The organism is Pantoea sp. SM3 (genome assembly GCF_000963995.1).
Classification (GTDB): domain Bacteria; phylum Pseudomonadota; class Gammaproteobacteria; order Enterobacterales; family Enterobacteriaceae; genus Pantoea; species Pantoea rwandensis_B.
On sequence record NZ_JZRD01000017.1, the window covers coordinates 124,468 to 148,873 of the forward strand.

A 24,406-nucleotide genomic window follows, 5' to 3' on the forward strand; every position below is an offset into this window, starting at 1 on the left:
GTTTTGATAATCGAGCGTCAATCACATCGCCATCAATGTGGCCCCGACCAGACCGGATAGCGCCCGCATGAATGCCAAATCAATGACACCTTAGGATGTGCATTTATGCGCCCCCTCGAGAGAGTCCCCCCGGCGCGCATCAGTAGCGACCTGAAGAATCCCATCGTAGAGTGCACATTGATGCGCACCAGACTAACTATCAGGAGAGCCGATCCTTAGCCTTGTAATACAGCCCCGCGAGAGGCAAAAACCAGGGTTTCCCGTGGTAACCTGGCAGCGCAGGCCATGCATCGCGCTGCCAGGGGTTTTCGTTACGTTTTTCTGCCAGTAAATCCGCCATCACCCGCCCCATCCACACCGACATCTGTGTGCCATGGCCGCTGTAACCCAGTGAATAGAACACGCCATCGTGCTCACCCGCATGCGGCAGGCGATCGGACGTCATATCCACCATGCCGCCCCAGCAGTAATCGATGCGCGATTTGCCCAGCTGCGGGAACAGCGCGGTCATCGCGGCGCGCAACACTTCGCCGCTGCGCGTATCCGAGGTCGGATTGCTGACGGCAAAACGTGCGCGCCCCCCAAACACCAGGCGACGATCGGCAGTGGTACGGAAGTAGTTGCCGATGTTCAGCGAGGTGACGTAGGTGCGATCTTTGGGCAGCACTTGTTCAATCAGCGCATCACCCAGCGGTTCAGTCACCACGATAAAGCTGCCTACCGGCACGATGCGGCGCTGGAACCACGGGAATGGCCCTTCATTCGATACGCCGGTGGCCATCATGACTTTTTCCGCGATGATCTCGCCCCTGGCGGTGGTGACGCGATGACGGTAGCCATCCAGACGCGTCAAGCCGGTCACCGCGTGATGCGGAAAGATCTTCGCTCCCGCGCGGGCCGCCGCATTGGCGAGACCCATGCCGAACTTGCCCATATGCATCTGGCCACCACGTTTTTGCAGTAAGCCACCGTGAAAGGCATCGCTGCCCACTTCACGGCGAATCTCATCTTTACTGATCAACTCGATTTCCGGGTCAACGGTGTCACGCATCAGTTGCCATGCGCTGCGCAGCCCGGGGAAGTGCGACGCTTTGCTGGCGAGCTTGAGCTTGCCGCACAGGCGAAAATCACAATCAATCTGCTCTTCCCGCACCAGTTGCTGGACATAACTCACGGCGTCGTCAAAAGCACGGTAGAAGCGACTGGCTTGTTCGATCCCCTGGCTGGCCACCAACGAAGCAAAGTTTTGCGACACGCCGGTATTGCAGTGCCCACCGTTACGCGCGGAGGCCTGACTCATCACGTTGCCACTTTCCAGCACCACCACGTTGATACCCTGTCGTGCGAGATTCAGCGCGGTTGAGATGCCGGTAAATCCGCCGCCAATCACCACCACATCCGCAACCGTCGGCAGTGCGCCGCTCGCTGCGCCGGTAAATTCCGGTGCGGTGGCTTGCCAGAATGATTCGAGTTTCATCGCCGCCTCCGGGCTTAGAGTCCAACCACAGCGGGCAGACCGCCGATGTCTTTAATCTCGGTGTATTCATACGCTGGGTTGGCCGGATCGTGACCGCGATTGACCCACACTTTGTTTTTGATGCCCATGTCGTAGCAGGTCATCAGGTCATAGCGCAGGCTCGACGAAACGTGCAGGATCTCTTCTGGACCACAATTCAACTTGTCCAGCATGTACTCGAAGCCTTTCATCTGTGGCTTATACGCACCCACTTCTTCCGCGGTGATGGTCATGTGGATCGGTGCACCGAGACGCGGCACATGGTGCGGAATCAAATCGTTCATAGAGTTGGTGAGCAACACCAGCGGAAACTCTTTCGCCACTTTTGCCAGCCCAGCCGGCACATCGGGGTGCGGTCCCCAGGAGGCGCAATCGGTGTAGATAAAATCACTGTCTGCCTGGCTCCACTGCACGCCCCATTTTTTGCAGGTGCGCTGCAATGCATCACTCACCACATCGTAGTAAGGCTTCCACGCTCCCAGCACCTCATCGCGGCGATAGATGGCGAAATCGGTGGTGAATGCGAGCATCTCCTGCGGGGATACACGATCCTTAAAGCAGCGTTCAGCCGCTCCCGCCATGTCAAAGTTAATCAGGGTGCCGTAGCAATCAAAGGTGATGAATTTCGGTTTAAACAGTGCCATGACGCGACCTCGTCGTTGTCTAATACGTGAATTTAAAAATCGATTAATACACTCTTCTGGCGCTGACAGGCCTGAAATGCCTGACGTCCCAGATCCTTGCCAATACCAGAGCCAAGGAAGCCTCCAGTAGGAATAATAAAATCACCGGAGCGGCCATAACGGTTGATCCATACGGTGCCAGATTCGATGGCACGCATCGCTCGCATGGCACGCGGCAGGCTCAGCGTATGCACGCCCGCACACAATCCGTAAGTCTCATGCGCGGCCAGCGCCAGACCTTCCTCTTCGCTGTCGAACTCCTGCACGGTCAGCACCGGGCCAAAAATCTCTTGCTGCACGGCTGGGTTGTCTGCCGCCACACCACACAGCAAGGTCGGTTGCCAGAACCACCCGCCATCGGTGTCGGCAAAACGCTCACCGCCCACTAACACTTCCGCGCCCTGCGCTTTGGCTTCAGCAATCACTGATGCCACCTTGTTGCCCTGCCGCTCATCGATCAGCGGCGCATAACGGCTGCTGTCTTGCCAGGTGACACCTGGCTGCGGCTGCTGACACAGCGCCACCAGGCGATCCAGCAGCGGTTGAGCGATGCCACGTTGCACAATTAGGCGAGTACCCGCGACGCATGCCTGTCCACCGTTGGCGGTGAAACCGCGCAGGATGCGCTGTGCCAGCACATCGATATCGCCCGCATCATCGAACACCAACTGTGGGCTTTTACCCCCTAACTCCAGCGTGACAGGCTTCATGCCATGCTGTGCTGCGTCACTCATGATGCGAGCGCCCGTCATAGTGGAACCGGTAAACGAGACTTTGCGCACCAGCGGATGGGTGACAAGGGCGCTGCCGGTCACTGCGCCACTGCCCTGCACAATATTCAGAATGCCCGCCGGTAAACCGGCCTGTACCGCCAGTTCTGCCATGCGCACCGTAGAGAAAGGTGTCAGCTCCGAAGGTTTCAGCACCACGGCATTACCCGCTGCCAGTGCTGGACCGCATTTCCATGACGCCATCGACAGCGGGAAATTCCACGGGGTAATCGCGCCAATCACGCCGTACGGCTCCGAAATCAGCATGCCGAGGCTGCTTTCTTGCGTCGGGAACAGATCGCCACTGTATTTGTCTGCACACTCGGCATAGAAACGGATAGCTTCTGCAGTGAACGGAATTTCATGCTGTACCACATCGCTGATCGGCCGCGTCGACCCCAACGCTTCGAGCTGAGCCAGTAACGGATCGCTTTCAATCAGATCCGCCCAGCGGCGTAACACTTTGCCACGTTGCCGTGGTGGGCAGCTGCGCCAGCCACTGGTTTTTAGCGCTTCATGAGCCAGGGTGACAGCCCGATCAACATCACTGGCCTGGGCTTCGCTCAGCTCGGCATAGACTTTGCCATCAGACGGCCGTTTTACGGCGAAACGTGCGCCCTGGGTGGTGACATGCTGGCCACCAATATAATGGCCAATGGGGAGAGAAACTTTTTCAGGGTCGAAACTTAACATGGAAAATTCCTTATTTGTTACACCCATCACATGTGCGCCAATTAACGATTTGCACTGCATTTATCTGTCACGTTAATAAGCTAATGCAGAAAGTATGCCAGCCCAGTAAAAAATAAAAATGCGTAAAAAACAGTCCAGAAAAATTTTCTGCCGTATTGGAGAGGGAAAATTTGCGGAATTGCCGAAGGAATAAACAGATGATTTACTTCACAAAATTCGTGCATCCCTACGGTGCAGCTCGCACAAAACTTGCACTAAAACGGTGATGAGCCGGAAAATTATGACGGTGCGCACAAAATAAAACAGCGCCGGGAACCTGAGGCCGCCGGCGCTGATTATGAAATTGATGATGAAAGTCATTATGCGCAATAAATTGCACGGCTACCTATTTGTAGCGGCACGATTTAACGCGCATTGCTGTATTTATAAACTGCCCATATGAAACGTTTTCTGCTCAAGATACTCTTCAATACCATAGCGAGAACCTTCACGTCCTAATCCTGATAATTTAATTCCGCCAAAGGGGGCCGCATCTAATGAAATCGCACCGGTATTAAAACCGACCATGCCAAACTCTAATGATTCCGCCACGCGCCAGGCTCGGCGTATATTCTCCGTAAAGAAATAAGCGCCCAATCCATAAGGTGTGTCATTCGCCATGCGTATCGCTTCCTCTTCCGTATCGAAGACAAAAAGCGGTGCGACCGGGCCGAAGGTTTCTTCATGCGCAATACGCATACTGCTGGTGACATTACCCAACACGGTCGGTTCAACAAAGGTGCCATTCGCTGCACTGATCCCGCCACGCAGTAAGGTGGCGCCCTGGCTAAGCGCATCATCAATATGGCTGTTCACTTTCTCAACAGCGCGATCGTTAATCAGTGGCCCAATCGTGCTACTGGGTTCAAATCCATCCCCCACTTTAAGGGTTGCCACTGCCTCAAGCAGTTTCTCGCTGAAACGATCATAGATGCCGCGTTGCACCAAAATGCGGTTGGCACAGACGCAGGTTTGTCCGGCATTACGGAATTTACTCGCCATCACACCAGGGATGGTGACATCGAGATCGGCATCATCAAACACTATCAAGGGGGCGTTACCGCCCAGTTCAAGGCTCAGACGCTTGATGCTGTCGGCACTTTGTTGCATCAGCAACTGGCCAACACGTGTGGATCCGGTAAAGGAGATTTTGCGTACCGTGCGGCTGGCGGTCAGTGTGCTGCCGATCTCGGTCGGCAATCCGGTGAGCACCTGGAGAACGCCAGAGGGAAAACCTGCCCGCTCTGCCAGCACCGCCAGTGCCAGGGCCGACAGCGGTGTCAGTTCAGAAGGTTTCACGATGATCGGGCAACCGGCGGCCAGCGCAGGTGCCACTTTGCGGGTAATCATCGCAATCGGGAAATTCCACGGTGTGATCGCGGCGGCCACACCAACGGGCTGTTTCAGAACCAGAATGCGGCGGTCTTCGCTGGGCGCCGGAATGGTATCGCCATAGATGCGGCGAGCCTCTTCAGCGAACCACTTCACAAAGCTGGCGCCGTATAACACCTCGCCTTTCGCTTCTGCCAGCGGCTTGCCTTGCTCGGCGGTCATGATGATCGCCAGATCGTCCGCATTATCGAGAATCAGCTGATGCCACTTATCCAACAGCGCGGCGCGCGATGCATTCGGGGTTTTGCCCCAGCTGACACGCACCGACTCAGCATAATCTATCGCCTGTTCAGTTTCGGCTGCACCCAGTGCCGGAATAGTCGCAATCTGCTGTTGAGTGGAGGGATCGATGACCGGCAACGTGGCGCCCGCGTGAGCGTCTTGCCAGCGTCCACCAAACAGCGCCTGTTGGCGCAACAGCTCTGCATCTTTTAATTGTATCCGCGACATTTTCATCCCCTTTATCCTGTTCATTTCACTGTAACGTGGCGCAGCAGTGCAGGATGTTTTTCTACGGGGTGGAAACTGGGCTGGGATGCGTTTTAAGGCGACAAAAGAAATTTTATGCTGCACCGAATGCGTCATCAATTACGGTGCGATTTGTGGCCAGGTGCGCATGAATGCGTCGTCGTTTACGGTGAGGTTTGTGGCCAGGTGCGCATGAATGCGCACCCTACGGGGAATGTTGGGTCACCCTTCATGGCGACCTGTGGCTTAAATCTGGAAATCGATAGCGGGTTCAGACTCCGTTTCATAAGAGAGCGCCTGACGCTTAATCTCTTCCAGCGACAGATTGGCATTACACAGTTCCAGAAACTGCCAGACGTAATTGCGTTGCAGCTGGCCACGCTTCAATCCCAGCCAGACGGTGTTGGCATCAAACAGATGATGAGTGTCAATTTTCACCAAATCCTCACCCTCATAGATGTCACATGCCTGATCAGCCAGAATGCCGACGCCGAGACCCAGCTCAACATAGGTTTTCACGACATCAGAATCCTGCGCGCTAAGCACGATATCCGGCTTGATGCCCGCCGCCTGGAACGCGCGGTCAACACGTGAGCGACCCGTGATCCCCTGACGATAGGTGATCAATGGATGGCGGCTCAGGCTAGCCAGCGTGATCGGCTGATGCTGTAACAGTTCATGGTCGTGTGGCACCAATAACGAGTGGTGCCAGCTAAACCACGGGAATGCCGCGAGGCTGCTGTTGTTCACCAGTTGCTCGGAGGCAATACCAATATCAGCTTCACCCGCCAGCAGCATGGCCACAATTTCCTGCGGCGAACCCTGATTGAGTTCAAGACGAACATTAGGATAGAGCTGTCGGAATGCTTTAATCACACGCGGCAGACTATAGCGGGCCTGCGTATGCGTGGTGGCAATCGTCAGCACGCCGCTGGTTTCATTGGTAAACACATCCGCCAGGCGACGCACTTTGCCTGCTTCATCAAGAATGCGTTCAGCAATGGTTAACAGCGCCTTGCCCGGTTCAGTCATGCCCAGCAATCGCTTGCCGCGACGAATGAAGATCTCGACGCCGAGTTCATCTTCCAGATCGCGAATATGGCGGCTGACCCCAGATTGTGAGGTAAACAGCGTGTTCGCCACTTCTGTCAGGTTGAATTCGCAACGTGCTGCTTCACGTATAATTTTAAGTTGCTGGAAATTCACACCCTTTTCTCCTGTTCCCTGCCCTGTTTCGTCCATGTTATGAAGTTGGTGTCATTGCAGGAAATAATAAAAAACGGTGTGTTATGCAGAATAGTAATAAGGGGGGTGTGATATCCCGACGCGTTTGCGGGTGTTTAACCGTGAAGGCTTTACCCCAGCCGGAGATAGCTGGGGTAAAGAAGAAGGGATTAACCGACCAACATCAACTCGCGTTCTTCCGTCATCGGCTTATTCAGCAGTGACAGCAGGATGTTTTTCACTGCCTGCGCGGAAGGTGACAGTGGCAGGCGCGCAGAGATATTCAGTGAGAGCGGCAGATTCAGCGATGGGCTATTAATACGTGCCATCCACGCGTGAGTTGAACTCACCAGGGCGCGAGCCGCTGATTCCGGCAGAACGGTCACCCCCATGCCGCTGGAAACTGCGGCGGTCAGGGTTGAAATTGACTCGATTTCGCCGATGATTTTTGCGCTCAGACGACGCAGAGAGAAAGCTTCATCAACACGTTTGCGCACCGCGCTGTAGTCACGCGGCAAGAACAGATTCATCTGCGCGACATCAGCGAGATCAACGGTAGCGCCCGGGCATGCGGTCGCACCGACCAGATACAACTCTTCTTTCATCAATGGAATGCTGTTAATGCCAGCTGTCGGAGCACGGTCATACAGCACCGCCATATCCAACTGACCGTTCATCACTTTTTCATTTAAAGAGGTGCCGCTGTTCTCATGCAGATACACCAGCACATCCGGGAATTGTTCACGTACCGTTTGCAGCAGTGGCATTGTCAGCGAAGAAGCGGCGGTGCCCGGTGCCAGACCAATTGATACCTGGCCATTTAACGCCTGACCCGCGTTGATGACGGCTGTTTGCGCCTGTTCGCACTGGCGCAGAATAGTACGAGCATGAGCATAAAGAATTTTGCCCGCCTCGGTTGGCGTTACGCCACGTTTGGTGCGAATCAGCAACTGCTGATCGAGTTCGTTTTCCAGCGTCGCAACTTGCTGGCTAAGCGCAGGCTGCGCGATGTGCAGCACTTCTGCTGCCTGAGTCAGGCTGCCGATATCGACGATTTTTACAAAGTACTTCAGTCGTCTTAAATTCATATTGCCTCCGTCAATCCCCGAATAACCCGTTTGGGTGTCTCAGCCTGCTGGCTTGTGTTCATGAAGTTGCAATATGCAGGCCAGGTTTATTCGAAGCGTGAAAAAGCAGTGCCAGAATATTCCTAACGGCACGGAAAATAAGCCTTTCTGATTACCTCTTAAGAGTTAATAAGCTGAGCGCATGACGCAGAGTGATTAAAAACGAATCAGAATGCACCACCATGGTGCGTAAATTGCGTGGCAGGTGTGCAAAAAAGTGATGACCCAAAGCGTTGTAGTGGTGCAGAAGTCGCAGAAAGTGACCTAAAACGGTCAGAACGAAAGCAAACGCGGGGAAAGGAACAGGATCAACCAGTGGGAAAACTTATTGTGAGGCAAGGCAGCTAAAGCGTGACAGGACTCAAGAAGCGGAGTTTTGATTCCAGCACGTTCAAGGCGATATGTTCACTCATTCGCGCTGTAAAACTGAAAAGGCCGTTCAGCCTGGGGTATATAGATAACGGAGGGAGATGAACGTAAAAATGAATTGTTTTACACCCTGCTCAAAGCAGATACGCTAAGTCATTCGCGCTGTAACAAGGCTGGCAGGCCGTTTAGATCTGAGAGCACAGATAACCGCTGAACATGTCATCCATGAAAAAATAAAAAGTTTACAACCCACCCGGAGCAGATACGCTAAGTCATTCGCGCTGTAACAAGGCGGCAAGATTGTTCATCCCCGGGAGCATAGGCCACTATGTGACCGGGGTGAACAAGCGTAGCCAACGCAGTTACAGCGCGAAGGACGACGCGTATCAGCGTTTTTTGCGGTTGCGGTGCATATCGATGGAAACTGCGGCAACAATAATGATGCCTTTAATGATGTCCTGCACGTAAGCATCCACACCGACGAAGGTGAATCCACTCTTAATCAGACCCAGAATCACCGCACCAATCAGCGTGCCGGTAATACGGCCCACGCCACCCATCAGGCTGCTACCGCCGATAACGGCTGCGGCAATCGCATCCAGCTCGTACGCCATACCCATACTTGACTGGCCGCTACTGACGCGCGCCGCCAGCACCACACCCGCCAGACCAGAGAGCGCACCGGCAATGGTATAGACGATGATCAGGTATTTATTAACGTTAATCCCTGACACTTTGGCCGAGGTCATGTTGCCGCCAATGGCATACACATACTTACCGTAACGCGTATGCTTCAGAGCGATATGGAACAGGAAGGCCACCACCAGGAAGATAATCACCGGCATTGCACCCTGGCCGATGGAGGTAAAGCCATCTGACAGGAAGCTGATCGGGTTACCTTGCGTGTAGTACTGCGCCAGACCACGCGCCGACACCATCATGCCCAGTGTCGCGATAAATGGCGGGATACCGGTTTTGGTAATCAGGAAACCATTCATCACCCCACACAGCAAGCCGACACCAATACCCGCCACAATCGGAATGACTGCGGGCAGGTTGACCAGAGAAGGATACATCGGTGTCAGACTGTCAGAGGTTTGTGCCAGGCTGGCCGCCACCACCGCGGTCAGTGCAATCACCGAACCAGACGACAGGTCAATCCCCGTGGTGATGATGACTTGCGTCACACCCACCGCGATAATGCCGATGATCGCCACCTGTAACACAATTAAAACCAGACGGTTGGTGTTGAGCAGGAAAGATTGGTCACGTACGTACCAGCCTGCAATTTCAAAGATTAGGGCAATACCTAACATCACCACAAAGATGCCGGTATCTTTCGGCAGCTTATGGCGCAGATTGCCAAAGAAGGATGTCGATTCCGCGGCCTGCGGGGCCGTAATTTTTACGTTGCTCATAGATGTCTCGCGCCTCACTCGGATGCCAACGACAAAATGGTTTCCTGATTGGCCTCTTCTTTATCGAGGATGCCAGTTATACGTCCGCCGTGCATAACCATCACGCGGTCGCTCATGCCCAGAATTTCCGGCAACTCAGACGAGACCATAATGATGGCCACGCCACGGTTCGCCAGTTCGCTGATTAAGCGGTAAATCTCGGCTTTTGCCCCGACGTCAATACCGCGCGTCGGTTCATCGAGGATCAGAATCTTCGGTTGTGCCAGCAGCCAGCGCGCAATCAACACCTTCTGCTGATTACCGCCACTGAGGTTGTTGATGATCTGATCCATGGTCGGCGTTTTAATATTGAGCTTGCGGATCTGCTCCATGCAGTCCTGCGCCATCTTCATGTGGCTAACGAAACCGGCTTTACTGACATAATCCGGCATGTTGACGATGCTCATGTTCTCCATCACCGACAACACCAGGAATAAGCCGGACTTTTTACGGTCCTCGGTCAGGAACGCCATGCCCTTCTCTATCGCCGTGGAAGGCGAATCAATTTTGACCGGTACGCCATCGATCAGCACTTCACCGCTGTCGAAGCTTTCCATACCGAACAAACTTTCCATTACCTCACTGCGACCCGCTCCGACCAGGCCGGCAACGCCGAGGATTTCACCCTTGCGTACCGTGAAGTTGATATCGGTGAAACGGTCTTTACAGGTGAGGTTGCGCACCGTCAGCACTTCTTCGCCGATCTCACCATTGAATTTCGGGAACAGCTGCGTCAGTTCACGGCCCACCATCTGGGTAATTAATGACTGACGAGTAAATTCAGAGGTGCTGTTGCTGCCCACCCATGTTCCGTCACGGAAGATGCTGATCTCATCGGTGATGGTAAAGATTTCATCCATCTTGTGGCTGATATAGATGATGGCTTTACCCTGTGCACGCAGGTCGCGGATAATGGTGAACAGATGCGCCACTTCGGTTTCCGTCAGTGCCGAGGTCGGTTCGTCCATAATCACAATGTCGGAGTTCCACGACACCGCTTTGGCAATTTCCACCATCTGCTGAGCAGCGATACTCAGCTCGCCAACCATACGATCGGCCTTTAAACGGATATTAAGTTTGTTGAGTAATTCCTGCGTTTGCTTGTTCAGCAACGCGTGGTCAACAAAGCCGTACTTCATCGGTTCGCGACCGAGCCAGATGTTCTCAGCCACAGTCATGTAAGGCACCAGATTCAGTTCCTGGTGGATCATGGAAATGCCAGAACGCAGCGCATCCATGGTGTCCTGAAACTGCACCGGCTCCCCTTTAATGCGAATGGTGCCCTTATCGGGACGATACATCCCGATAAGGCATTTCATTAAAGTGGATTTGCCCGCGCCATTTTCACCCATCAGGGCATGTACCGACCCCGGTTTAATGCGTAGTGAGACATTGTCGAGTGCCTTCACTCCGGGGAAGAACTTGCTGATGCCTTCGGCTTCAAGCGCAAAAGCGGTCATACATCACCTCCGTACGGCTGAGTCGGGAACGATTATTTCTGGTTACGAGATTCGAACTGCGCCATGTTGTCTTTGGTGATCAGCTGGTAAGGAATGTTAATCACCTTCTCCACTTTCTCGCCTTTCGCCAGTTTCACAGCAGCCTGTACGGCGCCTTCACCCTGACCTTTAGCATCCTGGAATACTGTGGCGACCATCTTGCCGTTCTTCAGCATCTGCAACGCATCCGGCGTACCATCCACGCCCGCAATCAGGATGTGGTTCGGGTTTTTGCCCAGCGCCTGCAGCGCACCGATCGCCATTTCATCGTTGTTAGACGCAATCGCCTGAATGTCATCGCCTGCGGTCATCCAGTTGCTCACGACGTCCACCGCGTCGTTACGGGTGAATTTCGCGGTCTGTTTCTGAACCACTTTGATGCCCGGGTATTTAGCCACTACCGCTTCAACACCTTTGGTGCGGTCACGGGTGGATTCGTTAGCCAGATCGCCCATCAAAATGGCGACGTTGCCTTTACCGTTCATCGCTTTTGCCAGTGCTTCCATTTGCAGACGGCCCGCCAGCTCGGAGTCAGAGCCGACGTAAGCCATTTTGTCGGTCAATTCACCTGCCGGTTTGCGGTTAACGAAGATCAGTGGCACCCCCGCTTTAGAAGCCGCATCCATCAGCGGTTTAACCGCATTGGTATCCACCGGGTTAACGATGATGGCGTCAACGCCCTGACCGATGAAGTTCTGAATTTGTTGCAGCTGCTGGGAAACGTCGCCTTTCGCATCTTCGACCTGACCCTTAACGCCATCTTTGGTCATCTCTTTCTGCATCGCGGTGCGCAGAATGGTGAGGAAGTTATCGTCAAATAGCGCCATAGAGACGCCCACCTGAAGGTCTTTTGCCATAACAGCGGCAGGTAACATGCAAGCTAACAGGGAAGTCACTAACGCTTTTTTGAATTTCATAGGTAACCCTTCTTATTCGTTAACATGCTCAGTTGGGCTGATACGACGAATGAAAAATATTTTTTACATTCACTCAACGGCACTGGCGTTATTTATCTGGTTGTAGAGGTAAGGCTTCTGGTCTAACGCTATCGTTTCGGTACTGCTCTTTCCTGCAACTATCTACTTATCAAAAGGTTATTTTCAAAATGCTGTTTCAGACTTCAAAACTGATTTCACCCGTGATGATAAGCAGTTCATTTGTTTCATCTGATCAGCATTTGAAATTTTCATCATAAAAGCACTGAAATGATTGTTTTAAAATCGGCAAATAACAAAACTTTGACATGCATCTAACATCTCAAAGGAAATGCGCTTAAAGTGAGATCTTGCTGGCAGTTTGAAATCTGAACGTTCAAGGCAGAAAAACAGCATTCCGCTGCTTTTACGCGCACTTAAACCAGAAGTGTGCGATAGGGCTTTGACAACAGGGATCGGCATCGCTAATATGCGCCTCGTTCACACGATTCCTCTGTAGTTCAGTCGGTAGAACGGCGGACTGTTAATCCGTATGTCACTGGTTCGAGTCCAGTCAGAGGAGCCAAATTTAGAGAAGCCCGCTCAGGGAAACCTGAGCGGGCTTTTTGTTTTCAAGATGTGTTAATGACAATTGATGCCGCCCCTCATTAACTCTTCGACCTACACCCTCATTGCTTAATGCCATGTTGCAGAACGGTCAAAACGAAAAGGCTGCTCAAATTTCCCTGAGCAGCCTTTCCATTTATGTTTTGTACCTTCTTTATATTACCGCGCCAGCGAAGCCGCCTGGCTCAGCGTCATGTTGCGCGTTTCCGGTGCCAGCCACACTGAAACCAGCAGGCCAATAAAGGAAACCATCGCGGCAGCATACATGGTGTATTCGATACCCAGATTTTGCAGGGAGATCGGCACCAGCCAGGTCCCGGCCGCAGAACCGATGCGTGACATGGATGAGCCCATACCGACGGCAAAGGCACGCACTTCTGTTGGGAAGAGTTCGTTGGGATACACCAGTTCCAGCACCTGCGCGCCGCCGATAAACACCGCGTAAGCACCAAACATCACCAGTACCAGCATTTCAGAACCGTGCGAGAACATGCCTAACGCCAGCAGTGCCAGGCTTGACCACAAGAAGCTGTGAATGATCAAACGGCGGCGGCCCATGCTGTCAATCAAGCGGGTAGCGACAATACAGCCCACCACAAACAGTAAAGTGATAGCGATCGAACCCAGTGATGCCCATTCGCCGTCCAGATTCAGCGCTTTCAATACCACCGGTGCGAAGGAATACACCGCAAACATCGGCACGACAGCAGCACTCCAGAACACCGAGACAAATAACATACGTTTGCCGTAGCCAGAGCGAACCAGATCCTTCAGCGTAACTTTGGCTTCCACCGACTCAGCTGGCATATTTTTCAGCGAGAATTCTGGTCCGTAGACTTTCTTGATGATCTGCTCGGCTTCATTAAAACGACCTTTGCTGACTAACCAGCGTGGCGATTCCGGCGTGCCAATTCGCAGAGCGAACAGGAGTACCCCCAGCACTGCCGGGCTGGCCAGTACCAGACGCCATGCTGAATCTCCGCCAATCGAGAGGATCAGGTTACCCACAATGTAAGCTAACGCCGCACCAGCGAACCAGAGAATGGTTAAACCCGCCAAACGTTTACCACGGTGTTTCTGCGGCAGGAATTCAGTGAGCAGTGACCCGGCAACCGGATATTCCAACCCCACTCCGACACCCACCAGGAAACGCAGGATAAACAGCGTGAGTGCTGATTCCGCCCAGAAAGTGCCCACCGACCCCAGAATAAACAGGATGGGTCCGACGAAGAACAAACGACGACGACCCACAATATCGGTCAACCATCCGCCGAGGAAACCGCTACAGAAAGTACCGAGCATCGCTGAAGCCGCCACCATGCCCTGCCAGAAGGTATCAAGTTGCAGGTGCTGTGAAAACTGCACGATCGCCACGCCGATGATACTCAGCACATAGCCATCCAGGATCCAACCGCCACCCGCGCGCAGTGACATTAACTGGTGAAAATTATTAAGGGGAACATCTTCAATGGATAAATTGGTGTTGCTCATAACAGGGTCTCTCCTGAATTATTCATTTCTCTGCAGGCGCAGCGATCTGTCCAAATCAAAAATGATTTGGCGGAACGTTAAAGAAACAGAAAAAACATCATTAATTGATTGAGGTATTTCCTTTAAAAAGAAACTGATCTTGAAATTGAAAAACCCTGCGTTTAATCCCTGAACATAAATAATGAAATTAAGCATGACCCACTTGAAGGGTGTCTATCTTCATCATTGATTAGCGGTGTACTGACCCAATACGCATTTGTTCGCTTTTGTCTGTTAATCACAGGTTAACTCCATGTTCAAACTATGCTGAATTTCAGGTGGTGTAAACATGTCCAGGACACCCAAAACTTGAGATTGTGATCATCTCCAAAATTCATCATGAAAAATAATTCGAAAAAGTTATGAATATAAATATATGATATGTATGATTTTATTTTTTAATGTCGGTAAAATTTTACTACTTTACTGTATTTCCTTTGTATTTTTCATGTATGCAAAAAGTTACGTGCTGGGATGAGTTTTTGCGGAATGGAATGCAAGGGTGACAGAGAGAACAGATGCACAAGCGCGTGAAAAACAGTGCGCGAGAACGCACTGTTTTTCACGGATGGAGGGTTAAAAATGGGGTTTAAACGACAAACTCGTAATGCGAGCCATCGGGAAGCTCAATGTTAAGGCGGAGTTTTCCTCCTGTAGCTTCAACATAACGCTTAAGCGTCGAGAGTTTTAAATCCCGGCCGGGTTTCTCCATTCCTGCAACCGTAGGCTGTTTAATATTTAATTGTTGCGCGATCTCCACTTGAGTTTTTTTTACTCTTTCACGCAATTCAGCAAGGTGGATATTCAGTAATACTTCTTCAGCCATGGCGTTAGCTTCAGCCACCACTTCCGGCCTCTCAGCTGCAAGAATTTGTTCAAGTGTTCTGCCCATACCGTTACTCCTTTCTCTCTTCGCGTTGAAGATGATGCGTGAATTCTTTATCTGCGAGCGGGATCAGCCCGGCATAAAAACGCTTTTCATTGCCACTCTTATGACCTGCGCAAAGCACTACACCGCTGCGCCAGGGATCAAATGCGTAAAAAGCCCGGATAGGAACACCTTTGCTTCGAATACGAAGCTCTTTCATATTGCTAAAACGAGAGCCTTTTAGGGTGTCAGCGTAAGGCCTGCATAACGCTGGGCCTGCTTGCTGCAATACGATTAATGCAGACAAGACGCATGCTCGGTCAGTGTCATCTTGCGCCACCAGCCAATCATCAAAAGTGTCCGTTGTTACTCTCTGCCACAGGATACGCTCCTGTCGATATAGGTCAAATGCTATATAGGTTAAAGGCGATAATCAGTGTGGCGAAGTATGCCGAATCAGGCACTTTATCTGTAATGACCTGTCGATAGAGATTCCAAAAAAATGCCCGCTCAGTTGTCCTGAGCGGGCGTGGCCCTCATCAACGAAAACGCTAATCCACGGCAGGCGGTAAAGGTGCCAGCTCCAGGCTGCTGCGGAAATCGCTGCCTTGATAGTCGCTATCCAGCAGGTTACGCCGACGCAGTTCGGGAAGCAGTCCGTTTAACAGCAAATCTTGCTGGTCTGGGCTCCCCAGACCGTGCAGGGAAATCACGTCCAGTACGCCCGCATGATAACGCTGTTCAATAGCATCGGCGAGTTGCTCTGGCGTACCCGCGACAAACCAGTGTCCCGTCTCTTCTGCTTTGATAATCAGCTCACGTAGCGTTAACCCTTCCAGCGCATATTGGCGGAAAATGGCGGCTCGTCCCTGCCGGCGATGCACCTGCTCCAGCGGTGGAATTAAAGCAGCTGGCAGGGGCTGGTCAAGCGGCACTTCTGTCAGATTCACCTCGCCGCCCAGCATATCCGCGACACGCAATCGCCCCTGTTCATCATTAATGCGGTCATGTTTGTCGCGTAAGCGGCGTGCTACGTCCGCATCGCTCTCACCAATGATGGAATGGAATGAGTTCATGATCAGCGGTGGGTTATGCTCGCGGCCAAAACGTCGCGCACGCTGCTGCACATCAGCCACAAACGTCTGTGCCGCTTCAAAGGTGGGCTGCGAGGTGTAGATCACCTCGGCGTAGCGCGCACCCAGCGTGACACCCGCCTCAGATTGCCCGGCCTGAAACTGGACGGGGCGACGCTGCGGGGGCGGCGGGACATTCAGTGGGCCGGCGACCTGGAAAAAGTCACCACGATAATGGATAGGATGCAGTTTGCGAGGGTCAAGGCGAATGCCACCGCTTGCCATGCGCTGTACTGCCGCCCGTTCATTGGCGTCATACAGCGCGTTCATAACTTCGATAAACTCGGTGGCGCGTGCATAGCGTTCCTGTGGCGGCGGCAACTGGCCTTCACCAAAATTCTCCTCACCGACCGAGGATGTCACCGCATTCCAGCCTGCTCTGCCGCCGCTGATATGGTCTAACGTGGCGACCTGACGTGCCAGATTATAAGGGTGTAGCCAACTTGTGCTGACAGTGGCGATCAGGCCAATCTGCGACGTCACCTGACTTAACGCCGCTAATGCGATAAGCGGATCCTGTGTGCCCGTCGTACCCGCTAAACCGGCCGGATCGATCTGTAGCAAATCAGCGGTGAACAGGCCGGTGATTTTCTCGCGCTCCGCGATTTTCGCCAGTTCAATAGCACGCGTGATCCCCACGCCAGGTTGGTGGTCATTGCCCGCGGAGATCACACTGCTGGCACCCACTAATGTTTTGAGTTTGCGACGATATGTTTGCGACACCCTAATCTCCTTTAGGCCTGGCGGATGAAATCGGCCTGAACGGCCTGAAGTGCGTCTGCATCAATCAGCAGACGTAACCCGGTGCGTGCCAACACGCGTGCGCCAATCAGCAACGCCTGATAGCCGCGTTCCGAATTGGCAGCTTCACGGAACGGCACGGTATGAAAAATCAGATCATCCGGGCCAATTTTCAGCCAGGGGTGCGCCGTGGGCACCGCATGGCTGATGTCCCCGGCATCAGTTGAGACTTTATTGCGCTGCGGCGAGAGATCGACCTGCTCACCCGCCGCACGTAACTCCTCCAGCAACAAGACATCCAGTGCGGGATTGAGTTTGAAATCACGCGGACCAATTTGATGGTCTATCTCTACGCGAGCGCCCGTCGCCAGCGCCACCCCTTCTGCGATCGCTCTTAGCTTAGGTTCAAGAGACTCCACCACCTCGCGGCTATCGGCACGAATGTAGTAGTGCGCCGAGGCGTATTCCGGAATGACGTTCGGTGCCTGGCCGCCATTGGTGATAATTCCGTGTACGCGCACGCCATCCGGCAACTGCTGGCGCAAAACACTGATGCCGTTGTACAGCAGCACCAGCGCATCCAGCGCATTAATACCTTCATGCGGCGCACTGGCTGCGTGCGAAGGTTTGCCATAGAAATGGAAGTAGAGATGATTGTTCGCCAGCGTCGATTCGGTGAGGCGCGTTTTACCTGAGGGATGCACCATCAGCGCCACATCGACGTCATCGAGTAGCCCGGCTTCGACAAAACGCTTCTTCACATTGCCTTTGGGTCCGCCGGGACCCGCCAGCCCGCCCTCTTCCGCTGGCGTCCCTAACACCACAACACGACCGCCGGTTTGTTCCAGTACCTGAGACAGCGTAATAGCTGCTGCGACGCTGGTGGTGCCGATCAGGTTGTGTCCGCAGGCATGGCCGATGCCGATCAGCGCATCGTATTCTGCCAGGAAGGCAACGGTTGGCCCCGGCTTACTGCTGGCTTTCACCGCGTAGAACGCGGTCTCATGACCCGCAACGTTGCGCGTCACTTCAAAGCCCTGCTCAGTAAGCAATCGCGTCAACTGCTCACTGGCAAAGTATTCGTTGTTACCGGTTTCCGGCTTAGCAAAGATCGATTTCGCCACTGCAATATACGCGGCGTTGTGCTGTTCGAGATGGGTTTCCAGCGTAAGCTGAAGGGTGTTCAGCGGCATAACGAAGTCTCCTGAATCAAGGCAATCGAATGCCCTCACTCTAAGCGCGTTACCTGCTGATGTTTATCAAGAAATAGTGATAAGGATTGCGGGAAAAGGCACAACTGATTTCGGGTTCACTTCACAAATTGCGCCGCTACGGTTATTTCGCAGCGGCGCGAGCCTGCCACGCCCGAATTAGGCTGCCTGAAGGCTGCAGCGTGAAAATGGTTAGCGTGCTGGGCATAATCTACAGTTCGCAGCGCCTAAAAGTCGGTAGACAGGCAATGTATCGCGCGAAAACTAGTGTCGCTTATCGATGTACTGCACCAGTCGATCGCCAACCCACTGAATGCCACACACCAGCACAATCAACACAGCGATCACCGCAATCATCACTGAAGTTTCAAAGCGTTGATAACCGTAGCGGATTGCCAGGTCTCCCAGCCCGCCCGCACCAATCGCCCCGGCCATCGCTGATGCGCCGATCAATGCCACCAGCGTCACCACAAACCCCGAGAGTATGCCGGGCAGCGCTTCAGGAATCAGGACATCCCAGACGATACGTAGCTTGCTGGCCCCCATTGCGCGCACCGCATCAATCAGACCGCGATCCACATCACGCAGCGAGACCTCTGCCACGCGAGCAAAATAGGGCGTTGCGGTGATCGACAGCGGAACAATCGCCGCCCAGGTCCCCAGTGACGTGCCGACCAGAAAGCGGGTAAACGGTATCAGCGCCACCAGCAAAATAATGAACGGCAGTGAGCGAAAACCGTTGATTACCAGACCTAACACCCGGTTAATCGCGCGATGTTCTGCAATGCCGCCCGCGCTGGTTATCACCAGAATCAACCCCAACGGTAAGCCGGTCACCAGCGAAAACAACCCTGAAATCAGCGTCATTAATAACGTTTCGCCCAACGCGTTGAGCAATAAATCAATCATTACTGGCGACATAACCGACTAACTCCACTTGCGCCTGCTGCCCGCGCAGCCAGCTGAGAATCTGTTGCTCATCGGACACGTTGGCGACCGGAAGCGCGATAAAGAAACGCACTACGGCGTAGTGCTGAATATGGTCGATGCCGCCCTGTAGTAAGCGGAATTTGCCCGGCAACGCCGCGGCGAAACGGGTCAGCAGATCGCCCTGCGCGTCTTCGCCAGCAAAGTGCACGCTGTAGATGGCTTCCCCCTGCCTCTGCTCGGTAACTCGTGCGGCCAACGCTTCCGGTAGCTGCGGCAGCAAACCCCGCAACAAGGTGCGTGTCAGTTCGGATTGCGGATGGGCGAACACCTGCCACACCGGGCCCTGCTCAATGATCTCCCCCGCATCAATCACCGCCACGCGGTGTGCCACCGACTTGATGACTTCCATTTCGTGAGTGATAAGCAGAATAGTGATGCCCAGCTTTTGATTGAGCGATTTCAGCAAGGCAAGAATGGAACGGGTGGTTTCAGGATCGAGCGCAGAGGTTGCTTCATCACACAGCAGCAGCGCCGGGCTTGCCGCCAGTGCGCGGGCAATGCCGACACGCTGTTTCTGTCCGCCCGACAGCGCCGCCGGATAGTGATGCGCCTTATCCGTCAGACCGACCAGTCCCAGCAGTTCCGTCACGCGCTGTGCACGCTGCACCTTATCCAGACCGGCAATTTTCAGCGGCAGCGCCACGTTTTGTGACACGGTTTTGGCCGACAGCAGATTGAAATGCTGGAACACCATACCGACGCGGCTGCGCACCGATTGCAGTTGTTTTTCCGACAGGCCGGTAATTTTCCGGCCTTCGATTTCAATGACGCCTTGATCAGGATGCTCAAGTCCGTTCAGACAGCGAATCAACGTCGATTTGCCCGCACCACTGCGGCCGATCAGGCCGAGAATTTCCCCCTTCTGCACCGTCAGTGAAATATTGCGCAGCGCCTGAGTTTGGCCAAAGCGACGTGAAACACCCTGTAAGCGCACCACACTGCCGCTTTCGCGAGCAAAGCGTTCACGGTCTTGTGCATTCTCTACCACGCCACGCGTCAACGTGCTAAAGGGTGCTTCGGCTCCTGAGAAAATCGTCATGCTTAATCCTTACCAGGCCGTTTCGCCAGTGCCTTTAGTGCTCGCCAGCAGTAAAGCGTTAGCGGTGAACAAGGATTTATTTTTGGCAGATGCCAGGTGTGTGTGCATAGTTATTTCCTCATCGTTATTATGGCGTCAGGTAAAACCGACGGCTGTGATGAACAGTTAGCCGCAGTATACGCAGATGCTTATTCCTGCATTATGATTTATCCAGGAATGCTATTCCTGAAAAGAATAAAAACGCGCAGCCGCTCGCATCGCCACAAGTGAGAGAGTGGCTGTGATACCATGCCGTTTTGATTGACCTGTATTGAGCGCTATGTCGGACACTACAACGAAACGTAAAAATGACCCGGAAGGGCTAAAAAAACGCATCCTTGCCGGTGCCCTAAAGACCTTCGCCGAGTTTGGCATGCAGGGTGCACGCCTTGAGCAGATCGCTGAACATGCGCAAACCACCAAACGCATGGTGGTGTACCACTTCGTCAATAAAGAGAAGCTGTATATTGAGGTGCTGGAGCAGGTGTATCAGGCGATTCGCGAACATGAAACCGGGCTGAATCTGGCAAAGATGGAGCCCGAGCAGGCGATGATTAAACTGGTCGAAGCCAGCTTCGATTATCACGCCACTCATCAAGATTTTATGCGCCTGGTGTGTACGGAAAACTTGTTGCGCGGACGCTACATCGTGCAGTCCGAGCGCATCAAAGCACTGAACAAAAGTACACTGGACCTGCTGGATGACATCCTGACGCGCGGTCAGCAGCAAGGCATCTTTATGGATGGCCTAAATACCGTGGATGTACACCGCTTGCTAAGCAGTATCTGTGTGCACCACGTCGCCAACCGTTACACCTTCCATTTCCTGTTCACTCCTGAAGATACGGAAGAGGACAGCATCCGTCGTAACCGCCAACTGGCCGTGACCGCAACGCTGCGCTACATCTGCAAGGCGCCTTAAACCTGGGCAGTGCTGTGATGGTCTACGCTTAAAGCTTTGGGACCGTCACAGACCTCAGAATAAGGAACGCCGTAGTGAATAGAGATTCCCTCCTTTATCCCCTTCGCAACCCACAAAATACCGAGCACGACAGTGCGCTGTGGAACTGGGCGCAAAACACGGTGGTGGGCCAGCGTGAACAAGTCCATCAGCCGCAAAACGAAGCCGAACTGCAACAGCTACTGAGTTCGTCAACAGGCAAAGTGCGCGTGATTGGCAGCCGTTTATCACCCGGCCGCATGCTGTGTGTGAATACTGACGATTTGTTACTCGATCTTAGCGCCATGCAAGGTGTATTGGGAGAAGATGAGAGCAGCATCACTTTCGCGGCAGGCACGCTGCTGCAGCAGGTGTTCGACGCCCTCACCGCACGCAATCGCATGTTAGGCTGTTCGCCTGGCGTGATATCCGTGCAGACGCTGGCGGGCGCGATAGCAACGGGCACTCACGGCCAGGGACTGGACCAGAGTTCACTGGCGGATGAAGTGATAAGCATCCGTATGGTCATGGCCGACGGCAGCGTGCGGGAGTTTCAACGTGGCGATAGCGATTTCCCTGCGGCGCAAACCTCATTAGGCTCACTGGGGATTGTGACCGCCATAACGATGCGCACTGAGCCGTTTCGCCTGTTTACCTGTCATAAATTCGCGGTGTCTGCCGATACCCTGGAGCAGGATCTGCCGCACTGGAATCAACAATATGAGCTGAGCAAAGCCTGGTGGTTTGTGGATGACAACCTGATGCACGTCTGGAATGCCAACCCCGCCAGTGAAGCAGATGTTCAGGCGTGGCACGCCAATGGCGGCGAGGTGATCGAGCATGGCGAGGATACCGACAGCAGTCTGAATGACACCATCGATCAGACGCTGGCGCACATGCATCGTGATACGCAGATCGAAGGTAAAGGCGGCAAACAGTTCCGTACGGTAACGCGTTTTCGCGATTTCACCGACCTGAGCGGCGATATCTACCAGCTGTTTTGTCGCGGTATTGCCGTGCCGCAAATCAATGTTGAAATTGGCGTGCCGCTGGACAGAACCCCGGAGATTATCAGCAAAATCAAAGCCTGGTATACGGAGAATCATCCGCACATGCACTACCCCATCATCCTGCGCTGCACCGGCGCGTCCGAAGCCTGGCTCAGCCCGGCTTATCAGCAGCCGACCTGTTTCTTTGGCTTCGTGGTCTATTACGCCGATGACGGTTCGCTGTCCCAGGAAGGCCTGCACTTCCTCACCGAAGTGGAGAAATTGCTGGCCGCAGAAGGTGGGCGACCGCACTGGGGCAAATATTACGATCCACAGCGCTACAGCTGGCGTGAAATTTATCCGCAGTGGGATGCCTTCCGCGCGGTGCGTGAACAGCTCGATCCGCAGTGTCGTTTTAGCAATGACTATGTCACGGCTTTATTTGATTAAATTTTGACGGGGGAGATTTATGTACGCCTGGGTAACACTTCTGACGCAGCCCGACTATTTTATCGGCGTGAAAGCACTGCACCGTTCATTAAAACGCAGTGAAACTGCATGGCCATTGATTGTGATGGTGACCGATACCATTGATACCGAAACACGTGAGGCCTTGCAGGAACTGGGATGCGTGATTCATCCCGTTGAACCCCTGATGCCGAATGCCGAGCTAGAACAGCATTATGCCTCAGCCCAATTTGGCGAGGTGTGGAGCAAATTGCGGGCATGGGAACTGACGGGCTGCGAGCGCGTGGTGTTTTTGGACGCGGATATGCTGGTGCTGCGCAACATGGATGAGCTGTTCACGCTGGATCTCGGAGATCACGCGCTGGCTGCCTGCCACGCCTGTCGCTGTAATCCCAACAAAATCGCCAGCTATCCCGCCAGCTGGCAACCGGAGAACTGCCATTATACCTGGCAGGATCGCGGTGAAGCGGCACCCGCTAACCTTGATCGCTATCTGAATGGCGGCTTTTTAGTACTGGAGCCGGATCAAGGCGTATTTAGCTGGTTGCAGCAAAAAGTTGCGGCCATCACGGATTTACGCCGCTATCCGTTCTCTGAACAGGATTTGCTCAATGAAGTGTTTGAGCATCGCTGGCTGCCGCTGCCATATATCTACAACGCGTTGAAAACGCTGCCGTTCCAGCACAGCGTGATGTGGAAAGAGGATGAAGTGAAGAATCTTCACTTTATTTTGGCTAAGCCGTGGAAGCGCGATCTCAACCAGCCCGAAAGCGAACGCGACCGCTACTATGCGCTGGATAAACTGTGGTGGGAGTTAGGGGTCAATTAACATTATCGCCTCAGAAACGCCTGAGGCATGCGGCTCACAAATACGGGCCTCTGCAATATTGCGGAGGCCCTTATTTGCCAACAGTTTACTCGCGAGTTTTGGCAATTCGTTCTAGTGCCACCTGAGCCAGAAAACCTGAACGGGTTTTAAATTCCGGATGGGTAGCGACACAACGGTCAATCCGGTCAATTAACAACTTCGGCAGAGTGACATTAATCTTCTCTGAACCACCTAAAATGCGTGTGACATCTACTTCTACCAACACCCAAACATAACCTGTATAGGCGGGATTTTTCATCACGCTTTTTAACTCTGAAACCGCGGGAATATCCTGCTCCAACTCAACCATCAATTCCAGATGACCAATAATGGCTTCTCTCGCGTTTTTTACCGCTTCTTCCAGCGTATCTCCGGCTGAAAAGCAGCCAGGTAAATCAGGAACCGTGACACCAAACGCCGTGCTTTCATCACCCGCTTCAATCGCAATCGGATAGAACATAAGGAATACCTCTCTCAGTTTAATGAACTGCAAGCCCGGCCTGTTTACGGATGCTTTTTACCGTCTTAATCGGCAGATCTTTTTTGGGGTGCGGAATCGTTACCAGACCTTTCTTGGTAGGATGCACAAAATGATGATGGCTACCGTTAATCCGAATCAGCTCCCAACCATCGGCCTTGATCTCAGCCATTAATGACCTGCTATCCATGTCCATTCTCTGCTTCGTCCTGAAAGCAGAAAGATAACTCCAATAACCCTAAATTGCAATGCTCGGGGTTACCAGAGTTATCTTTTAATTTAAGTTAGATTTATATACTGATTAAGGTGATGGTTAAGAAAAGGCACACTTCAA

21 protein-coding genes and 1 tRNA gene are annotated in these 24,406 nt (G+C 53.2%); 4 read left to right on the forward strand and 18 right to left on the reverse strand.

Annotated elements, in window-relative coordinates:
- Positions 1–199 precede the first annotated feature (199 nt).
- From VI01_RS11375 to VI01_RS11415, 9 genes are all read right to left on the reverse strand, one after another.
- A complete protein-coding gene (locus VI01_RS11375; protein WP_038646204.1) occupies positions 200–1,477 on the reverse strand; it encodes an FAD-binding oxidoreductase in 1,278 nt (425 codons plus the stop codon).
- A gap of 14 nt (positions 1,478–1,491) precedes the next feature.
- The gene (locus VI01_RS11380) at positions 1,492–2,160 is read right to left on the reverse strand and encodes a haloacid dehalogenase type II (protein ID WP_045815182.1); all 669 of its coding nucleotides are present in this window, start codon (positions 2,158–2,160) and stop codon (positions 1,492–1,494) included.
- 32 nt (positions 2,161–2,192) lie between these two features.
- Positions 2,193–3,662: an aldehyde dehydrogenase gene (locus tag VI01_RS11385; protein ID WP_045815183.1), complete on the reverse strand. Its 1,470-nt coding sequence runs from the start codon at positions 3,660–3,662 to the stop codon at positions 2,193–2,195.
- Between the two features lie 423 nt (positions 3,663–4,085).
- A complete protein-coding gene (locus tag VI01_RS11390; RefSeq protein ID WP_045815269.1) occupies positions 4,086–5,543 on the reverse strand; it encodes an NAD-dependent succinate-semialdehyde dehydrogenase in 1,458 nt (485 codons plus the stop codon).
- Positions 5,544–5,807: 264 nt separating this feature from the next.
- Positions 5,808–6,767 (reverse strand): HTH-type transcriptional regulator Cbl, encoded by a 960-nt coding sequence (gene cbl / locus VI01_RS11395; protein ID WP_045815184.1) that lies wholly within the window; start codon positions 6,765–6,767, stop codon positions 5,808–5,810.
- Positions 6,768–6,955: 188 nt separating this feature from the next.
- Complete coding sequence (gene nac, locus VI01_RS11400) at positions 6,956–7,873, reverse strand: nitrogen assimilation transcriptional regulator NAC (RefSeq protein WP_034824624.1); 918 nt, start codon at positions 7,871–7,873, stop codon at positions 6,956–6,958.
- 794 nt (positions 7,874–8,667) lie between these two features.
- On the reverse strand, positions 8,668–9,699 hold the full coding sequence (locus VI01_RS11405) for an ABC transporter permease (protein WP_038646197.1): 1,032 nt from the start codon (positions 9,697–9,699) through the stop codon (positions 8,668–8,670).
- A gap of 14 nt (positions 9,700–9,713) precedes the next feature.
- The gene (locus VI01_RS11410) at positions 9,714–11,198 is read right to left on the reverse strand and encodes a sugar ABC transporter ATP-binding protein (RefSeq protein WP_034824628.1); all 1,485 of its coding nucleotides are present in this window, start codon (positions 11,196–11,198) and stop codon (positions 9,714–9,716) included.
- A 32-nt stretch (positions 11,199–11,230) separates the two neighbouring features.
- Positions 11,231–12,154 (reverse strand): sugar ABC transporter substrate-binding protein, encoded by a 924-nt coding sequence (locus tag VI01_RS11415; RefSeq protein ID WP_045815185.1) that lies wholly within the window; start codon positions 12,152–12,154, stop codon positions 11,231–11,233.
- 507 nt (positions 12,155–12,661) lie between these two features.
- Here VI01_RS11415 and VI01_RS11420 point away from each other — a divergent pair.
- Positions 12,662–12,737, forward strand: a tRNA-Asn gene (locus VI01_RS11420).
- 200 nt (positions 12,738–12,937) lie between these two features.
- Here VI01_RS11420 and VI01_RS11425 read toward each other — a convergent pair.
- From VI01_RS11425 to VI01_RS11450, 7 genes are all read right to left on the reverse strand, one after another.
- Positions 12,938–14,269, reverse strand: coding sequence for an MFS transporter (locus VI01_RS11425; RefSeq protein WP_045815186.1), 1,332 nt, complete (start codon positions 14,267–14,269; stop codon positions 12,938–12,940).
- 628 nt (positions 14,270–14,897) lie between these two features.
- Positions 14,898–15,200: a helix-turn-helix domain-containing protein gene (locus VI01_RS11430; protein WP_045815187.1), complete on the reverse strand. Its 303-nt coding sequence runs from the start codon at positions 15,198–15,200 to the stop codon at positions 14,898–14,900.
- A 4-nt stretch (positions 15,201–15,204) separates the two neighbouring features.
- Positions 15,205–15,558 carry a type II toxin-antitoxin system RelE/ParE family toxin gene (locus VI01_RS24940; RefSeq protein ID WP_075564099.1) on the reverse strand — a complete coding sequence of 118 codons (354 nt, stop codon included), beginning with the start codon at positions 15,556–15,558 and terminating at the stop codon, positions 15,205–15,207.
- A 169-nt stretch (positions 15,559–15,727) separates the two neighbouring features.
- On the reverse strand, positions 15,728–17,032 hold the full coding sequence (locus tag VI01_RS11435; RefSeq protein ID WP_045815188.1) for an NtaA/DmoA family FMN-dependent monooxygenase: 1,305 nt from the start codon (positions 17,030–17,032) through the stop codon (positions 15,728–15,730).
- Positions 17,033–17,043: 11 nt separating this feature from the next.
- The gene (locus VI01_RS11440; protein WP_045815189.1) at positions 17,044–18,243 is read right to left on the reverse strand and encodes a M20 family metallopeptidase; all 1,200 of its coding nucleotides are present in this window, start codon (positions 18,241–18,243) and stop codon (positions 17,044–17,046) included.
- 282 nt (positions 18,244–18,525) lie between these two features.
- Positions 18,526–19,182 carry a methionine ABC transporter permease gene (locus VI01_RS11445; RefSeq protein WP_045815190.1) on the reverse strand — a complete coding sequence of 219 codons (657 nt, stop codon included), beginning with the start codon at positions 19,180–19,182 and terminating at the stop codon, positions 18,526–18,528.
- A complete protein-coding gene (locus tag VI01_RS11450; protein WP_052696997.1) occupies positions 19,163–20,290 on the reverse strand; it encodes a methionine ABC transporter ATP-binding protein in 1,128 nt (375 codons plus the stop codon). The genes VI01_RS11445 and VI01_RS11450 overlap by 20 nt, the downstream gene beginning before the upstream one ends.
- A 319-nt stretch (positions 20,291–20,609) precedes the next feature.
- Here VI01_RS11450 and VI01_RS11455 point away from each other — a divergent pair, with 319 nt between their 5' ends.
- The 3 genes from VI01_RS11455 to VI01_RS11465 all read left to right on the forward strand — a co-directional run bounded on the left by VI01_RS11455 (position 20,610) and on the right by VI01_RS11465 (position 23,555).
- Positions 20,610–21,251, forward strand: a complete 642-nt coding sequence (locus VI01_RS11455) for a TetR family transcriptional regulator (RefSeq protein WP_045815191.1) — start codon at positions 20,610–20,612, stop codon at positions 21,249–21,251.
- Between the two features lie 74 nt (positions 21,252–21,325).
- Positions 21,326–22,708, forward strand: coding sequence for a D-arabinono-1,4-lactone oxidase (locus VI01_RS11460; RefSeq protein WP_045815192.1), 1,383 nt, complete (start codon positions 21,326–21,328; stop codon positions 22,706–22,708).
- 19 nt (positions 22,709–22,727) lie between these two features.
- Entirely contained in the window at positions 22,728–23,555 is an 828-nt protein-coding gene (locus VI01_RS11465) for a glycosyltransferase family 8 protein (RefSeq protein ID WP_045815193.1), read from the forward strand.
- An 85-nt stretch (positions 23,556–23,640) separates the two neighbouring features.
- Here VI01_RS11465 and VI01_RS11470 read toward each other — a convergent pair whose 3' ends face one another.
- Together VI01_RS11470 and VI01_RS11475 are read right to left on the reverse strand one after the other, a co-directional pair.
- A complete protein-coding gene (locus VI01_RS11470) occupies positions 23,641–24,054 on the reverse strand; it encodes a type II toxin-antitoxin system HicB family antitoxin (protein WP_045815194.1) in 414 nt (137 codons plus the stop codon).
- Positions 24,055–24,073: 19 nt separating this feature from the next.
- A complete protein-coding gene (locus tag VI01_RS11475) occupies positions 24,074–24,262 on the reverse strand; it encodes a type II toxin-antitoxin system HicA family toxin (RefSeq protein ID WP_034824653.1) in 189 nt (62 codons plus the stop codon).
- Positions 24,263–24,406: the final 144 nt, after the last annotated feature.

Excerpts from the sequence above, each read along its gene's own strand:
- VI01_RS11375 (WP_038646204.1), bottom strand. The coding sequence starts at position 1,477 with ATGAAACTCGAATCATTCTGGCAAGCCACCGCACCGGAATTTACCGGC.
- VI01_RS11380 (WP_045815182.1), bottom strand. The coding sequence starts at position 2,160 with ATGGCACTGTTTAAACCGAAATTCATCACCTTTGATTGCTACGGCACC.
- VI01_RS11385 (WP_045815183.1), bottom strand. The coding sequence starts at position 3,662 with ATGTTAAGTTTCGACCCTGAAAAAGTTTCTCTCCCCATTGGCCATTAT.
- VI01_RS11390 (WP_045815269.1), bottom strand. The coding sequence starts at position 5,543 with ATGTCGCGGATACAATTAAAAGATGCAGAGCTGTTGCGCCAACAGGCG.
- nac (WP_034824624.1), bottom strand. The coding sequence starts at position 7,873 with ATGAATTTAAGACGACTGAAGTACTTTGTAAAAATCGTCGATATCGGC.
- VI01_RS11405 (WP_038646197.1), bottom strand. The coding sequence starts at position 9,699 with ATGAGCAACGTAAAAATTACGGCCCCGCAGGCCGCGGAATCGACATCC.
- VI01_RS11410 (WP_034824628.1), bottom strand. The coding sequence starts at position 11,198 with ATGACCGCTTTTGCGCTTGAAGCCGAAGGCATCAGCAAGTTCTTCCCC.
- VI01_RS11415 (WP_045815185.1), bottom strand. The coding sequence starts at position 12,154 with ATGAAATTCAAAAAAGCGTTAGTGACTTCCCTGTTAGCTTGCATGTTA.
- VI01_RS11425 (WP_045815186.1), bottom strand. The coding sequence starts at position 14,269 with ATGAGCAACACCAATTTATCCATTGAAGATGTTCCCCTTAATAATTTT.
- VI01_RS11430 (WP_045815187.1), bottom strand. The coding sequence starts at position 15,200 with ATGGGCAGAACACTTGAACAAATTCTTGCAGCTGAGAGGCCGGAAGTG.
- VI01_RS11440 (WP_045815189.1), bottom strand. The coding sequence starts at position 18,243 with ATGCCGCTGAACACCCTTCAGCTTACGCTGGAAACCCATCTCGAACAG.
- VI01_RS11445 (WP_045815190.1), bottom strand. The coding sequence starts at position 19,182 with ATGTCGCCAGTAATGATTGATTTATTGCTCAACGCGTTGGGCGAAACG.
- VI01_RS11450 (WP_052696997.1), bottom strand. The coding sequence starts at position 20,290 with ATGACGATTTTCTCAGGAGCCGAAGCACCCTTTAGCACGTTGACGCGT.
- VI01_RS11455 (WP_045815191.1), top strand. The coding sequence starts at position 20,610 with ATGTCGGACACTACAACGAAACGTAAAAATGACCCGGAAGGGCTAAAA.
- VI01_RS11465 (WP_045815193.1), top strand. The coding sequence starts at position 22,728 with ATGTACGCCTGGGTAACACTTCTGACGCAGCCCGACTATTTTATCGGC.
- VI01_RS11470 (WP_045815194.1), bottom strand. The coding sequence starts at position 24,054 with ATGTTCTATCCGATTGCGATTGAAGCGGGTGATGAAAGCACGGCGTTT.
- VI01_RS11475 (WP_034824653.1), bottom strand. The coding sequence starts at position 24,262 with ATGGATAGCAGGTCATTAATGGCTGAGATCAAGGCCGATGGTTGGGAG.